Source organism: Spirosoma validum (assembly GCF_014699035.1).
Taxonomy (GTDB): domain Bacteria; phylum Bacteroidota; class Bacteroidia; order Cytophagales; family Spirosomataceae; genus Spirosoma; species Spirosoma validum.
This window is the reverse complement of sequence record NZ_JACXAA010000025.1, coordinates 41,682-57,958: the sequence shown is the minus strand read 5'-3', so window position 1 is coordinate 57,958 and position 16,277 is coordinate 41,682. Positions and strand designations below refer to the sequence as shown.

Sequence of the window (16,277 nt, the reverse complement as noted above, 5' to 3'; positions counted from 1 at the left end):
CCCGAAGTGGGGTAAAATATGATCAAAAATTAGCCTTACCTATTGTTTCTTAACACAGTTCATCCCGACGCAGGAGGAATCTTCGGAAAATATAAAAAAGACGCTTATTGCCGAAGATCCCTCCTGCGTCGGGATGACAAAAAAACACTCTATAATCACTTAAAAATGAGTTATTTATTTTGATAATTATCCATAACTCACGTTAACTTAAACAGTTTCTAAATCCTTTGCGGGGTTCCTATGATAGCGTGTTCAGCAAGGCGCTGTTGTTAGGTTCGGGTTATCCTGCTGTGGGCCTGGTCATCACCCAATGGCGAACCATAATAGCCAAACTGGGCGTAATTATCTCCCTTGGTCAAAACAAACCGTTTGTGAATTACCCGATTTCGCTTTGAAGGCACTAAAATCATCCGTTTGACTTACCTCGACAATATTCGTTGTTGTAAACGTAGCCTCATCAAGATCACAAGCCTGGTAGGACATTACGTTCCAAGCAATAAAACATAGTCCCGTAGCAACTCAGGCAAAGCGGAATACCTTTCTTACTGATAGTTTCATTTGTATTTAGTTACGCTTTCGTCAGTTATTTCAGTAGTATCGAAGCGCTCCCCTGCGCTGATGGTTGCAAGCATTATATAGTTCTCTTAGGCAATGCCCAACACGTTTAGGCTGGATTATAGTTGACGAATCAATTCCGTCTCTATCAAGCATAGCCTGTAGTTTATGGCCCGATTACGCCCCTAAAAAACTCATTTTTGTGTCTTGATTTTGCAGCGCTAAAGTCAGAATTTCCTAGCCTTTCCTTAATATTTATGATCGTATATTACTAATTTACTATGTCAAATCTGCAAGCCATCATAAGTCATCTTTTTGATACTAACATGTATAAAGTTTATAGTTAAACCCTGTATTGTCGAGTCTTTAATTAGTAATATCCTACAAATTCACCCGTTAATTAAGTGATGGGCAAAAAAACATCTCGCGCAAAAGCCTGTTTTTATGGGAAGTTTTGGTCGTATCAGATCAAGACGGAGGTGTTTTTTTTGCTGATAGTTTATTTATTAATTCACTTTAATTACTCAACGTATGCTCCAGTCAATCCACAGGTACTTTCAACAAAGTACCTTTCTACTGCTGTTTGCAGCCACACCTTTTTTCTACAGTTGTACTACGAATACCCCCGATCCTGATGGCGGAACCACGCCCCCCACGTCAGGGACGGTGACCAATCCAGGTTCAGGAACGACCACAAATCCAGGTTCAGGTACCACCACAAATCCAGGCTCAGGAACAGCAATTGTATTGCCTACAGTTGACTTCATTAACCAGAAAAGTAATCTTACACTTCTGAAAGCAGCCATCACCCGGTCGGGAATTTCCAGTGAGTTTAGTAAAGGGAACATTACCGTTTTTGCACCATCAGACGATGCTTTCAAAGCCGCTGGCTATGCTAACGAAGCCGCCGTTTCAGCTGCGCCGGCCGCAGCTTTGGAACGAATTTTACGGTATCATATCATCAATTCCCGCGTCGATCGGTCCTCTATTCCGGCAGGTGTCAACACGGTTTATCAGACCAGCCTGGCCAGCAATGTCGTTTCTGTCTTTAAGACTAGCTTGAGCGATATCAGCGTTAATCAGGCTAAAATCACGGAGGGCGATAACGCGACGACCAATAGCGTCGTACACATAATCAATCAGGTGTTAATGCCCTCGACGAGCAATCTCACTGCGCTTATAAAAGGTAACACAAGCCTGTCACTACTATCGGCAGCCATTGATCGGGCTGGTTCGAGCACGCAGGACCTCCTAAATAAGAGTACGCAGAACGGGTATACGCTCTTCGCACCTACCAACGATGCCTTCAAGGCCGCGGGTTATGCCGATGAAGCCGCTATTAAAGCAGCCGATCAGAAAAAAATATCGGATCTGTTACTGTACCATTTGCTTAATTATCAGGCGTTCACTCAGACCTTCCAGAACGGAGCCGACATCGTTACGGCGCAGGGTGCCAGTATTCGCACCAATGTCAGTAGCGGCAAAGTCACCATTTTAGGCAAAGGGAATGGTACCAATGCAGCCAACGTCACCCAGGCCGACCAAATAGCGTCTAATGGAGTGGTACATATTATTGATCGGGTTCTTCTGATTCAATAGCATATTGACATGCTATTTAAAAAACAACGCCGGGCAAAATCACCCGGCGTTGTTTTTACTATCTGGAGAAAGCTGAATTAGTTATACCCCTCTGTTCAGGCATTCGTCAGTGACTTTCGATACTCCGATGGTGTCTTCTTGGTATGCTGTTTGAAGAAGGTCGTAAAATAGGCCGCTGAGTTAAATCCTGTTTCGATAGCTATGTCGGCCATAGGCTTATTGGTTTCCCGCAGCAGGTATTTGGCGCGTTTGAGCCGGATTTCCGTCAGGTAATCCATTACGTTCATATCGAGCAGTGCTTGTACTTTTCGATAGAGTTGCACCCGCGAAAGACCCATCTCGCGGCTTAGTTTTTCAACGCCAAACGCTGGATCACTCAGGTTTTGCTCGACCAGCGCGGTCAGTTCGTTGATGAATTTTTTCTCTGGTCGATTGCCCCCCGACTGGGGTGAAAAATCAGACGCGAAACGCTGCTGCCACTTCTGTCGATTGGCCAGCATAGTACGTAGTGTTTCGATCAGAAACGTCGTGTTAAACGGCTTAGTGATATAGGCGTCGGCCCCGGCACGGGTTCCTTCAATCTGGTTTTCCATCTGACCTTTGGCCGTCAATAAAATCACCGGAATATGCGACGTTCGAAGATCAGTTTTGATACGTTGCGTCAGTTGTAGTCCATCCATGCCCGGCATCATAAGGTCGCTGATGATCAGATCGGGAATAGTTTCAAGCGCACGCTCCCATCCAGTTGCTCCATCCGTTTCAGTAATAATATCGAACTCACCATTAAGGCGATTCGCCAAGAAAGTTCGTAGTTCATCGTTGTCCTCAACAATCAATAACGTACCGGCATGTTTGGCTGGTAACGTAAGGGACGACAGGGTTTCTTCACCATCTTCTACATCGACATTGTGCAGGTATCCAGCAGCATTAGGACCAGTTGGCCCAACCATTTCATCAGCGTCCAGATGCTCGTTTCCTACCGGCAACAGGATTGTGAACGTAGTACCTTTTTCAGGTTCAGACTTCACACAGATATCGCCCCGATGCAATTGAATAAATTCCATTGATAAGGCTAGTCCTAATCCTTTCGCCAGATTAAACGGTTTGCTACCGCTATAAAATAAATCAAACGCGTGTTCCTGTTCGTCGGGTGTCATGCCCTGCCCATTATCCTGCACCTGTATTCGTACCTGACTATTGATTCGATCCAGCCGTACGTGAATCAGGCCACCTTTAGGCGTGTATTTAAAGGCGTTCGACAGCAAATTGAACAGGACTTTATCGAGTTTCTCGGCATCGAACCAAAGCGGCTGATCCGGCAGGGTCGTAATCAGTTGCAGGTCGATACGTTGCTTTTCGGCTTTGCGCTTAAAATCCTGAACAATATCCCGAACGAAGGCCACCAGATCCTGCTCAGCCGTTCGCAGACGCTGTTTTCCGGCGTCTGTTTTACGCAGATCCAGCATCTGGTCAACCAGCCGTAGGAGTCGATAAGCGTTTTTCTGCACCAGTAACAAACTACCTCTGAGATCGTGCGAGCTCACATTCTTTTTGCTTAGCAAGTCCTCCGTTGGCGTTAGAATCAGGCTCAGGGGCGTATTGAATTCATGGGAGATGTAGGAGTAGAATCGTAGTTTTTCTTCCGTAGCCAGCCGGGCCTGCTGCGATACCGCTTCGATTTGATTTTTCTGATCCAGTATTTCCTGATTCTGATTTTCCAGCGTCTGATAAGCGACCTGCTTCGTACGGAACAGATACAAGGCCCATCCTCCCAACAGAAGGGCAACAATCAAACTGCCCAGCGTAAGGTACAGCGTATTTTTTTGCGACGTATAGGTCTGATTCAGTTCATCGATACGCTGACTTTGACGCTCAATATCGGTCTGTTGTTCAATGACCTTCTGATTCTGAAGCTTCATAATCCGCACGTTGGTTGAGTCAATGAGCGTAATAGGCAGACGATTCTCCCGTTTGAACGGTTGTTTATGCAGAATGGCAATTGCCGTACGGATCGCTTCTTTGCCGCCCGTTGGATACAGTACGGTAGCCTCCAAAATACCACGCTCTACGAGGTCGATACCCTCGTTTTTACCGGGCAGCCCATCCACCCCAATTACTTTCACCTGCTTTCCCAGACCAGCCTGCTGGCATACTTTATGCGCTTTTAAAGCGGTGCGGTCATTCTGAGCAAAAATGAGTTGAATGGCCGGCTGCGCTTTCAGCAGTTGCGTTAGTTTCTCGTCAAAGGAACGCTTATCCCAGTCTCCATCCAGCTTGGCGACCAGTCGGATACCAGAGTGCTTGCTGATCACTTCCGCAAACCCACGATGCCGGTCAATATCAGCCGATGAGCCGGGCGACTCACCAATTTCCACTACGTTACCCGCGCCATTCAGGAGGGTATTGGCATAGATGCCTGCCGTACGACCAACCTCAACGTTATCAGCACCAACATAGGCTGTGTACTGGTCAGAAGCCGTACGCCGATCCAGAATAATAACCGGAATACCTTGTTGATACGCTTTTTCAACGATGGGTGTAATCGGTAAGGCTGCGTTGGGCGAGACGATAAGCAGGTCAACCTTTTGATTAATAAGCTCCTGAATCTGCGCAACCTGCTTTGCACTTTGGCCACCTGCATCTTTAACCAGAAAATCGATCTCAGGATTAAAGGATAGCTCCCGATTCATATCCTCCAGCATGGTTTTGCGCCAGTTATCGGTTCCGGTACGTTGGGAGAAACCAATGCGGTACGTGTTATCAGGCTCAGTCGTATTACAGGCCGCCACCAGCAGCCCTATTGCCGAAAGAACAATCCAGTTTATTCTTTTCTTGATAAACGCGTATTTTCCAGAAAAAGAAGCCATATGCTTCGTTAACCAGTTAGCAGAAAAATTCATGAGGAAGAGCCAGGGTGTCGGCATTGACCAAAGATAACGTATAAGAATTTGAATACAAACTCCTAAAAAAGTCCGATTTTGACAGACTTATTTCTGATCGTTTCCGAAGAAACCACACTAATGTCATGGACAAATCCATTTTTGCTTTCAAAATCCATAATACTTCCTTAAGAATCACTTGTATAATTTGACTTTTCAATGAAAAATCAGAGGCACTTTTTGCACTATATTAATAAATCTAAACTATTCCTCTATTGTATTCTGTTGTATAAGTGAAAGGATATATCCATAAGTTATTCTCTTTCTAATTGACTATTAGTAAATTAATTAAATCATGAAATTATTACACGCGCTAAAACACGAAAATAAAGTCAAATCGACGTGGATTAGCATTTGTACTTTTTCTCGTTACTTCTTTTTAGATTTTATTCAGAGCAATACCCTAGTGTTCGAGTGTTTAACTCGTTCTGCGGCTCCATTCAGCGGTACTAGACTATCCAGAAATCGCTACTTATCATATCGTCTTTTCAGGCAGATTCACCCGCACTAAGCCATGTACTTGCTACGTGCGGAACTGCTCCACTTTATAAATTAACTGCTCCCAGAGCAATCATTCATTAACATCATGACTTCCTTAGAAAAACAACTTGTCTCCCTGCAACAACAGCTCCACCATCTGAATACGGAGGTAGCAGCGTTGCTGGCACTTACCTCGAATATCCAGCACTCGACTGTTGAGCCGGTTGAATCAACAAGCCGTCGATTAACTGAACGCAAGCCTTTAGATTTGCCAAAGGCCCAGGTAGGCATCAATCGATATCACCAGTTGGCGAACGAGTAAGTTAGTGGTTACGTAACACTAGATTTCAATCCGGTATTGCGTAACAGTTCCTGGTTATCTACGATCCAGATTTTCTCCCCCTACTCTTATAAAGATATTTTATAAAAGTAGGGGGAGTTTTGTTGTACTTTTGCCGCAATTCTTCACCCAAGGAGTCGATTTGTAATTTCGTACGGATTGATACGTATCCGGTTTCTGACGGTGAGGTCTTTTAATTCTGTGCTAATTCCCCATCAGCGAGTTGTCTTAGATCCAATTTATGCAGCAGAAAATACGTCGCGAAGATGCTCTCGAGTATCACGCCAAAGGCCGTCCCGGTAAACTCGAAGTTATCCCCACCAAAGATTACAGCACCCAGGCCGACTTATCCCTCGCCTATTCGCCGGGCGTTGCCGAGCCTTGCTTAGCCATCGCCGAGAACCGCGAAGACGTGTATAAATACACGGCCAAGGGCAATTTGGTAGCCGTAATCAGCAACGGGACCGCTGTGCTGGGTTTGGGCGATATTGGTCCCGAAGCCAGCAAGCCGGTTATGGAAGGCAAAGGACTGCTCTTTAAAATTTACGCCGATATTGATGTTTTTGACATCGAACTAGACACAAAAAACGTCGATGAGTTTGTCCGGATGGTAAAAATTCTGGAGCCAACGTTCGGTGGTGTAAATCTGGAAGACATCAAAGCGCCGGAGTGTTTCGAAATTGAGGAACGACTGAAAGCCGAGTTGAATATTCCCATCATGCATGACGATCAGCATGGTACAGCTATCATCTCGGCGGCTGCCCTGCTGAATGCGCTGGAGTTGGTGGGCAAAAAGATTGGCGAAGCAAAAATTTTAATCAATGGCGCGGGCGCATCGGCTATTTCCTGTACTAAATTATACGTATCACTCGGAGCCAACGTCGAGAACGTGGTGATGTGCGACAGCAAAGGCGTTATCCGCGCGGATCGGACTGATCTTGATGAGCGAAAAAGCCTGTTTGCTACATCCCGCGATTTGCATACGCTCGAAGAAGCCTTCGTTGGAGCCGACGTCTTTATTGGCTTGTCGAAGGGCAACACTGTCAGTCAGAACATGGTCCGTTCGATGGCTAATGATCCGATTGTGTTTGCGATGGCCAACCCTACGCCTGAAATCAGTTATGAAGAGGCACTTGCGGCTCGTCCCGACATCATTATGGCAACGGGTCGATCTGATTATCCAAACCAGGTGAACAACGTACTGGGTTTCCCCTACATTTTCCGGGGAGCACTCGACGTACGGGCCACGGAAATCAACGAAGCGATGAAACTGGCGGCTGTTCATGCGCTGGCCGATATGGCGAAGAAGCCTGTTCCGGATTTGGTCAACCTGGCCTACAGCACGGATAATCTGATGTTTGGCCGGGGCTATATTATTCCTAAACCGGTTGATCCCCGCTTACTGGAAACCGTTGCGCCCGCCGTTGCCAAAGCAGCTATGGAATCGGGCGTAGCCAAACATCCCATTACCGATTGGGAAGCTTATGAGAGCCAGCTGGCCCGACGGCTGGGTCAGGATACGCGCATTTCCCGGGTGATCAACCGGAAAGCGCGAACCAATCCGAAACGAGTTGTTTTTGCCGATGCCGAAAACCTGAAGGTGCTCAAAGCGGCTCAGCAGGTAAAAAACGATGGCGTTGCTTATCCGATTCTGCTGGGCGAAAAAGCGATTATTCAGGAGATGATTACACAAAATAACCTGGATTTGGGAGATGTTACGATCATTACACCACGCGAGGAGCAGGCACTGGTCGAGAAATTTGGCGACCTGTTTTATAAGAAGCGGTACCGAAAAGGCACCACAGTGACTGACGCGCGAAAGCGGATGCTATCCCGTACACACTTCGGCGCCATGATGGTCGAAACGGGTCAGGCCGACGCACTAATTTCGGGGCTGACGCACAACTATCCTGATACGATACGTCCGGCTTTGCAGGTAATTGGTAAAGAGCCGGGCGTTCAGAAAGTGGCCGGTATGTATATTCTGTTGACGAATCGTGGACCGCTATTTTTTTCTGATACGACGGTTAACATGGACCCTACGGCTGAAGAGATTGTCGAGATTACGGAATTGACCGCCCGAGCTGTTGAACGATTCAATATCAAACCCCGGATTGCGCTGGTCACGTACTCAAACTTTGGTAGCGCAAAGGGCGAAGATGCCGACAAAATGCAGCAGGCTGCTGAAATCCTCCAGCAAAAACACCCCGATATGATTGTGGACGGATCGATGCAGGCTCACCTAGCCTTTAACGTTGATTTACTACGTCAGAATTACCCGCTCAGCAAACTGGTGGATGAAGGCGCTAACACGCTGATCTTTCCGAATCTATCGGCGGCTAACATTGCTTATAACCTCATGCGCGAAACAGCCGGGCCCCGTTCGGCTGGTTTTGATGTTATTGGGCCTATTCTACTGGGCATGCGTAAGCCGGTTTACGTCTTGCAGCTCGGTTCATCGGAGCGGGAGATTGCCAATATGGTAGCGATTGCCGTGGTCGAAGCACAGGGTATTTCCTGAAATCTGATTAGCTAATTCGATCAGTTGTGTGAGGGCAGATTGAAAAATCTGCCCTCACGATTAAAGGCTTTACAACGTAGCGTCAGCAGGTATAAAATCCTGTGTCAACGCTACGTTGTGAAGCCTTATTCGTTATTGGGTGTCAAGCCATTTCCTGATTAGATAATTATACCGTTAAGTAATTATACCTGATCAGTTAGCCATATATATGATAATTCTACGTAAAATTATGTACCTGAAAATCAGGAAATAGTCGTTGGAAAATCCCAGGAAATGCTCCGTTGAGCGTATTGAGCGAAAAGATAGAAATTCCTGAAATTCTCATCCGTTCATTTATCATTCCACTAAAAATTCATTCCGCCATGAAAGAATTACGCTGCAAAGATGTTGGCTTTGATTGCCCAGGTATTGTTACAGGCGAAACGGAAGCCGACGTACTCCAACTGGCTGCCCAACACGCCCAGGAAGTTCACAACGTAACCATTACGCCAGAAATAGCCGAACAGATCAAACCATTGATTCACGAAGCGTAAACCACACATTACGTTCATGAATAAGAACCGGTATTTAGTTATCGCCCTCTGGGCCTTTTTAGCCACTACAACGGTCTACGCTCAATCATCACCAGCTACTACGCCAACTGGAAAGAAAATGAAATTTTTAGTGCACGTCACCTGCGGCCCCGACAATGTTACGAAGGCAGCCCTGGCTTTTCTGGTAGCAAAAACGGCCCTTGATGAAGGCCATACCGTCTCGCTTTTTCTGGCTGGCGATGCCGTTACATTGCTCAAGGATAGCGAGATGGACAAAGTAGTTGGTCTTGGCACCGGTAAGCTCCGCGATCATTACGACGCGATTGTTAAAGCAGGTGGGCGGTTTTATTTATCGGGTATGTCGTCGAAAGCGCGCAATATTACGGATACCGATATTGCTGGTAAACCAGCCGAATTTGCCATGCCCACGGTGCTGGTTCGCCTGGCCGCTGATAGTGATCGAATTTTTACGTACTAATAACCCCGGTGCTTCAATTCCCACGTGACTTGCAATCGCCGTTCAATCAAAGTTTGCCCTTGGATTGAACGGCGATTTAGCTTTCGGTTCATAAACAAATAAACAACTGTTTTATGATCCGCGTACTTATTTCTTCCCTTGATGACGATTGTATACCAACGGGTTTAGCTATGCTCTTTACGGGGCCGCAACTGACAGGAAATGAGCAAGATAGTCATCAATTAATCTTGCATAAATAAAGCGATTTGTTGCCTATACCTAAGTTCCATCATGAGCCAGGCAAATTCGTCAATAACCAATAAGTTTATTCGTACCATTCTGCGGGCGGGGTTAATTGCTGGCCTGTTGGATGCCTTGGCCGCCATGGGAATGTTTATGGTTCGAGGGGGCAAAAATCCGGCTGTTGTCTGGAAGTATGTGGCAAGTAGTGTTTTCGGGAAAGAGGCTCTCACGCGTGGAACCGGTATGGTCATTTGGGGTTTAGTTTTTCATTTCCTGATCGCCCTGATCTGGGCCTCTTTTTTCTTTGTGATTTATCCGGCGCTACGTCGCTTTATCGTCACTCCGGCTATCAGTGGGTTGCTATACGGTATTTTCGTTTGGGTAGTTATGAATCTGGTGGTGCTACCACTTAGCTACGTTACCCCCCAAACGTTTGAACTGTCCAAAGTCCTTATCGGATCAGGCATCATTATGGTATGCGTTGGCTTACCCATATCGCTTGTTGTGAGCAAGTACTATTTAGGCCGATAGTTTACGCATAGGCTGTGGTTGCCAGTACGTCAAGCTTCGCCATGCCCATTCCAGTGGTCCAAACCGAAAAAATTGCAGCCAGATTGCGTTGAATAGTAAGTTGATAACCCAGACGGCGCCAACAACGTAATACAACTGATGATACGCCAGCTTACCAAAATAACCCAAGCCATAGCCGTTAAAAAATAAGGTACAGCAAAGCGTTTGCAATACGTAGTTACTAAACGCCATTTGGCCGATATTCGATAAAGCCCGCATCAGCCAGGTAACGGCCCCCGAACGATAAAGCAATAACAATAAGCTAGCGTGCCCAATGCCTACCAGCGCTCGCTGTACATCGTATCCCACAGCAGGCGAAATCCAATACGTATCGGCAAACAGGGTGGGGTTAGTTACGAGTTGCTGCAACAAGTATACGCCGACAAAACTGATAGGTATGCCAATTCCATAGCCCACCAGCAGCGTCAGCCAATACGTTCGGGTTGGCAGTTTATTGGAAAAGAATCCCCATTTAAACAGCGCCATTCCCAGAAACATCATACCTACCATATCCCAAATACCAAGGTAAAGATACGTAGAGTGGAAACGAATATTCTCTGGCTCCAGGGTTTTGAAAACTGTACCGTAGCCTGAACGCATGTTCTGATTGAGCTCGGCAACAGCTTTCGGATCGGGCCGAAAATCTTTAACGGTCTTTTCCCAGGTCTCTTTGTCTTTCTTCTGGGCATCCGTTAATTTCTTGTGGGCTTTTTCGAGAGCAATGACCTGTACGTATTTTTCTCGTTTTTCGCGAAATTGCACATTACGTCGTTCGGCTTTTATACCGCCGATAACGATGCACACCAACGCGCACAGAAGCAATTGACGTGGTTTCAGCTTTCGGAAGGGATATAAAAACAGACCCGAGATCGCGTAGTCGAACAGGATATCCCCTACCCACATCAGTACGTATTCATGAATGACACCAAACAGCACCATCCAGAGGAGTCGTCTATAATAAAAATCAGCAGAACTACTCCCAGCAGTCTCTTCTTTCCGGCCGATGAAAATAAGTATTCCAGCTCCGAAAAGCATGGAGAACAACGCCCGCATCTTCCCCTCAAAGAGAATGGCAATAAACACGAACACGTTATAATCGGTGCTACCAGGATGCAATAAGGGTTCTGATTCCAGGTAAAAAGCTCGTCCAAAAAAAGGAATATTCATCAGGAGAATACCCAGCAGAGCCACACCACGTATGATGTCGATGGTTTGAACCCGTTCAGCAAGTGATACAGGCTGAACAGATTCCTGACGAGTAATAATTGATTCTGCCGAAACCGTACCTGTTGACTCCATAAACGAGGAAGATGTAAGTGAAAATGGATAATGACACTATAAAGCTCTGTAAATCAATATACATAAAAATAAACCTCTTCTCTGAATTAGAAAAGAGGTTTCTCTTAAACGGTCAACGCATTGCGTTTACGGCAATGAATTACAGCCGGAAAAGTTAAGTACAGCCAAGTTCCTTACCTCCGCATCAGCGCTGATCGGCGGGAATCGAGTTTGAGGAAAATAAACAGTAGAATGGAAAACGACCAGAGCGATGAGCCTCCGTAGCTAAAGAAAGGTAGCGGGATACCGATCACAGGCATCAAACCAATGGTCATGCCAATATTGATAATTACGTGAAAGAACAGAATACCCGCTACGCAGTACCCATACACCCGGGCGAATTTGGTACGTTGTTTTTCCGCTAGAATCACAATCCGCGACAATAGCGCAAGGAATAGAGCGATAACGACTAGGCTTCCCAGAAAGCCGTGCTCTTCACCAACGGTGCAAAAAATGAAGTCGGTACTCTGCTCGGGGACGAAATCAAATTTAGTTTGCGTACCCTGCAAAAACCCTTTTCCATACAACCGTCCTGAACCAATCGCTATTTTGGCCTGCGTTACGTTCCAGCCCACACCCAGTGGATCAATGGTAGGGTCGACGAGCACTTTGATACGATTCCGCTGGTGCTTTTGCAATACGTCGTTGACAAAAAAGTCAACCCCGATAACGACAACCATCATACCCACCCCGATCAGGCCTATCGAAATCAGATTCTGAGCGGTGCGATTGTAGCGCGGCATCAACAGAACAATCACTGCCAGGAGCGCTACGATCCCGGCAAAAATATACAGCTTCGGAAAGATTAGCGCCAGAACGAACAGCGTGGCTACCGTCAGGCCAAGAGCTGGAATCCAACCCGGTAAGCCCTCGCGGTAAAGCATAATCACGAATGATGCGAAAACGAGTGTCGAACCGGTTTCGTTGGACGCCAGAATCAGGATGCAGGGCAACAGGATGATTCCACCCACGTAGAGTAGATCCCGTTGCTTATTTAAACTCACACCGGGTATATCCAGGTATTTGGCTAGTGCCAGAGCTGTAGCCATTTTAGCAAATTCGGCTGGCTGAATCTGAAAACCGCCAAACTTAATCCACGACCGCGATCCATTGATGTTTGCACCAGCCACCAGCACCAGCAACAACAGAACAATCATGACCCCGTAAAAGACAAAAGCGAACGTATCGAAAAACGTATGGTTAACAACCAGAATACAGATAATCAGAATGACCGTGGTGCCAATCCACATCAGCTGCTTGCCGGCATTGGTTGACAAATCGAACAGACTGGTCTGGTCTTCCGGGCTGTAGACAGCCGCATAGACATTGGTCAGGCCAATAGCTACACAGGCTATGTAAAGCAGTAGGGTGACCCAGTCGATGGGTTGGGCAAATGGGTCGTTATGGCGCGCCATTGTAAACAGATATCAAATAAACGGGGGGCACTTATTTTTGCGACCCTGCCGCAGGAATACTTTGAGCTTGAATGGCCGTCATGAGCGGTCTGGGCGCAAGCGGTTTCGGTGTAGGCATTCGTCTGATCGTATCGCGCCGATGAACAGAGGTTGTGTCTTTTTTCATCGGCACCGGCTTTTTATAAGTCGGAACCCCACCAATTGGCGGCAGATACGTAGCGGCACGAAGTCGGGCCGCCAATCGTTTCGAATCAGTACGGCCTTTAATGAATCGCTCAGCTACCAGAGCCGCAATGGGTGCGGCTACGTCGCCACCCCAGCCCGCATTTTCGACAAAAACAGCAACGGCAATTTTGGGGTCATTCATGGGTGCAAACCCGACAAAAATGGAGTGATCATATTTATGCCCATACTTGGCGTTTTGCGACGTACCGGTTTTGCCGCATATATCGAGGCCGTACAGGTTAGCGGATTTCGCACTACCGCTCACAACTGCCCGACGCATACCATCAATGACCGGCAGGAAGTATTGACGCTCTACACCCGTTTCATGACGCTCAACGTATTCACGCGGTATATCGGCGCCCATTTTACCAAAGCCTTTGATATAGTGGGGCGTAATGAACCAGCCCCGATTCGCAATAGAAGCCGCTAAGTTCACTAATTTCAGGGGCGTAATCAGGAGTTCGCCCTCACCAATACTAAGCGAGGAAACATACGAAAACTTCCAGCGATTAGCGCCTTTATACATCTTATCGTAATACGGTACGTCGGGCAGATTTCCCCGGCGTTCGCTGGGCAGATCGACGCCAAGCTGTTGACCAATACCAAATTTTTCAACCCGCTCATGCCATCTGGCTAAACCGATCGCTGACGCTTTGAACGTGTTTGTTTCGGCGTTGTTATACATCATTCGCCGAAATACCTGATAGAAATAGGGATTGCAGGAGTTTCCGATAGCGCCACGCAGGTCATTTCCCCCACGGCAGTGACACCGCATCGGCGAACCTGCATGCCCATAAACCGTATGCGGAAATAACGTACCGTCCTGCTGCGCGACTAAAGCCTGGATCAATTTAAACGTTGAACCCGGTCGATAACTGGCCATGACCGGCCGATTAAACAGCGGTTTGTACGGATTTTTAATCAGGTCCCCATAATTCTTGGAGAAGACACGAGTCGATAACAGACTAGGATCGTAGGTGGGTGCTGATACCGAGGCCAGAATCTCACCCGTAGACGGTTCAACGGCAACAATAGCGCCTACTTTGTTCAGCATCAGACTATCGGCAAACCGCTGCAAATCGGAGTCAATCCCGGTAATCAGGTTTTTGCCCGCTACCGCCAACGTATCGTACTCACCATTTTTCCACGAACCTTTATTGACCCCATGCACGTCGTGCATCATAAACTTGACACCCCGCCGACCCCGCAATTGTTCTTCGTAGAAGTTTTCCAGTCCACTCTGACCGATGTAATCGCCCTGGCGGTAATAAGGATATTCCTGCTCATCGAGTTTTTTACGGCTGATTTCGCTAATGTACCCCAACGCATTAGCCAGCGTATGTCCAGGATAATTACGTACGGAACTGATTTGTGGCTGAAAACCTCTAAAGTCCACTAAAGCATCCTGTATGCGCGCAAAATCCTCTTTCGATAGCCGACGGAGGAAAAGCGACGGTTTTACCATCGAGTAATTTTTAGCCAACCCGATAATGCTGTCGAACTCGGACTTAGTCAGGTTCATTAGATTGCAGAAAGCGGTTGTATCTGAAATCCTGACTTTCTTAGGCGTTACATATAGATCGTAAACCGGCGTGTTATCGACCAACAGTTTATTATTTCGATCATAGATCTGCCCCCGATACGGCACCTCAATCACCCGTTTGATGGAGTTTTTCGAGGCCCCCAAGGAATAGGTATCATCCAGAACCTGCAAATAGAATAACCGGGCCAAATAGAGCAGGCCAACGATGCAGAAAACGCCGATAATGACCCACTTACGATTCTCTAACATGAGAACTAATTCTTACTAATTCAAGCTACGTACTCTTTACAAAGTTAGTTTAATAACGATGAAAGAGGTAGTTAATGATGAAGTATGAATGATAAATGATTAATGAAAGTTCGCCTATCGTCTCTGTAAGCTGTTCATCACTTATCATTCATACTTCATCATTAAATATCACCATCCTTTGGCAGTTGTTTTGATACGGCAGAGATGCATGTCGGCGGTGATATACAGCGTAGAGCCATCATCGCCCCAGGCGCAGTTGGCCGTAGCATTGCCAATGGTAATATGACCCAAGAACTCGCCCGTTGCGGTGAGTACCAGTACCCCATTGGCGCCAGTTACCCATAAGTTCCCTGATCGATCCACCTTCATACCATCAAATCCTCCCTCAAGTCCTTGTTTTTTCATGCCCTCGGAGCCGAAGATGGTACGTCCTTTACCCACAGAACCATCAGCTTGTAACGGATAAGCCATCACCAGGGGATTCTTTGGGTCAGATTGTGCTACGTAGAGTGTTTTTTCATCGGGCGAGAGAGCAATGCCGTTCGGCCGTGTTAGGTCGCCAACTAAGAGCGTTACGTTACCAGCGCCACCATTTTTCGTTGGAGCAATCCGATAAACGCCGAAACTATCTGTTTCGCGGTTGGGATCATTCTCACCTTGACGCATGCCGTAAGGGGGATCGGTGAAATAATAACTGCCGTCGGAACCAGCCACTACGTCGTTCGGGCTGCAAAAGCGTTTGCCGTTGTAGTTATCAGCCAGTGTACGCTTTCCACCACTTCCATCCAACGGCATCGCCGTTACGCGTTTGTCACCATGTTCGCAGGCAATCAATCGTCCCTGCGGGTCAATAGTAAGACCGTTCGAACCAGGTTCTCCGCCGTAAGCGCCTAGGCCCGTATAACCTGATGGTTTCAGAAATGGCTTAACGCCTTCTTTTTCGGTCCATTTAAAAATCGTATTTTCCGGTACGTCGGAGAAGAGAAGATAACTACCCGTTTCCGGTCCGGCGGTCCGGTCGCCACGGTTTTTTACCCAGATTGGCCCTTCAGACCAGTTGAATCCACTAGCCAGTACTTCGATTCTGGCATCTTTTGGAATCAGTTTATCGATGCGCGGATCAGTCCGTACAATCCGGCCAATGGTTGGATAATTAGGCGTTTGTGCCATTGCTGGCGTACAGAACGCGGTCAGCCAACCAGCAAATACAAAGGATTTTGTTCTCATGGGTTTAGGCAATCTATCGAAAAAGGTTTGATATTGGAGTGAG

Annotated in this window: 12 protein-coding genes; 7 read left to right on the top strand and 5 right to left on the bottom strand. The window is 47.0% G+C overall.

Annotated elements, in window-relative coordinates:
• The first annotated feature begins 227 nt into the window (after positions 1-227).
• Positions 228-395 carry a hypothetical protein gene (locus tag IC230_RS32335; protein ID WP_191043225.1) on the top strand — a complete coding sequence of 56 codons (168 nt, stop codon included), beginning with the start codon at positions 228-230 and terminating at the stop codon, positions 393-395.
• Positions 396-1,086: 691 nt separating this feature from the next.
• Positions 1,087-2,154, top strand: coding sequence for a fasciclin domain-containing protein (locus tag IC230_RS32330; protein WP_191043224.1), 1,068 nt, complete (start codon positions 1,087-1,089; stop codon positions 2,152-2,154).
• 95 nt (positions 2,155-2,249) lie between these two features.
• On the opposite strand, the gene IC230_RS32325 is transcribed toward IC230_RS32330, so the two are convergent.
• Entirely contained in the window at positions 2,250-5,054 is a 2,805-nt protein-coding gene (locus IC230_RS32325; protein ID WP_191043223.1) for a hybrid sensor histidine kinase/response regulator transcription factor, read from the bottom strand.
• A 625-nt stretch (positions 5,055-5,679) separates the two neighbouring features.
• Between IC230_RS32325 and IC230_RS32320 the strand changes: the two genes are divergently transcribed.
• From IC230_RS32320 to IC230_RS32300, 5 genes are all read left to right on the top strand, one after another.
• Positions 5,680-5,895 (top strand): hypothetical protein, encoded by a 216-nt coding sequence (locus tag IC230_RS32320; RefSeq protein ID WP_191043222.1) that lies wholly within the window; start codon positions 5,680-5,682, stop codon positions 5,893-5,895.
• A 259-nt stretch (positions 5,896-6,154) separates the two neighbouring features.
• Positions 6,155-8,434, top strand: coding sequence for an NADP-dependent malic enzyme (locus IC230_RS32315; RefSeq protein WP_191043221.1), 2,280 nt, complete (start codon positions 6,155-6,157; stop codon positions 8,432-8,434).
• Between the two features lie 362 nt (positions 8,435-8,796).
• Complete coding sequence (locus tag IC230_RS32310) at positions 8,797-8,967, top strand: DUF1059 domain-containing protein (RefSeq protein ID WP_191043220.1); 171 nt, start codon at positions 8,797-8,799, stop codon at positions 8,965-8,967.
• A gap of 16 nt (positions 8,968-8,983) precedes the next feature.
• A complete protein-coding gene (locus IC230_RS32305) occupies positions 8,984-9,445 on the top strand; it encodes a DsrE family protein (protein WP_223861002.1) in 462 nt (153 codons plus the stop codon).
• Between the two features lie 270 nt (positions 9,446-9,715).
• On the top strand, positions 9,716-10,198 hold the full coding sequence (locus IC230_RS32300) for a DUF1440 domain-containing protein (RefSeq protein WP_191043219.1): 483 nt from the start codon (positions 9,716-9,718) through the stop codon (positions 10,196-10,198).
• Here the strand turns inward: IC230_RS32300 and IC230_RS32295 are convergent.
• The 4 genes from IC230_RS32295 to IC230_RS32280 all read right to left on the bottom strand — a co-directional run bounded on the left by IC230_RS32295 (position 10,187) and on the right by IC230_RS32280 (position 16,234).
• Positions 10,187-11,536 carry a DUF418 domain-containing protein gene (locus IC230_RS32295; RefSeq protein ID WP_191043218.1) on the bottom strand — a complete coding sequence of 450 codons (1,350 nt, stop codon included), beginning with the start codon at positions 11,534-11,536 and terminating at the stop codon, positions 10,187-10,189. The two genes, IC230_RS32300 and IC230_RS32295, sit on opposite strands and share 12 nt — an antisense overlap.
• 173 nt (positions 11,537-11,709) lie before the next feature.
• Positions 11,710-12,990 carry a rod shape-determining protein RodA gene (rodA, locus tag IC230_RS32290; RefSeq protein WP_191043217.1) on the bottom strand — a complete coding sequence of 427 codons (1,281 nt, stop codon included), beginning with the start codon at positions 12,988-12,990 and terminating at the stop codon, positions 11,710-11,712.
• Between the two features lie 31 nt (positions 12,991-13,021).
• Positions 13,022-15,007: a peptidoglycan D,D-transpeptidase FtsI family protein gene (locus tag IC230_RS32285; protein ID WP_191043216.1), complete on the bottom strand. Its 1,986-nt coding sequence runs from the start codon at positions 15,005-15,007 to the stop codon at positions 13,022-13,024.
• Between the two features lie 168 nt (positions 15,008-15,175).
• Positions 15,176-16,234 (bottom strand): SMP-30/gluconolactonase/LRE family protein, encoded by a 1,059-nt coding sequence (locus IC230_RS32280; protein ID WP_191043215.1) that lies wholly within the window; start codon positions 16,232-16,234, stop codon positions 15,176-15,178.
• Positions 16,235-16,277 lie beyond the last annotated feature (43 nt).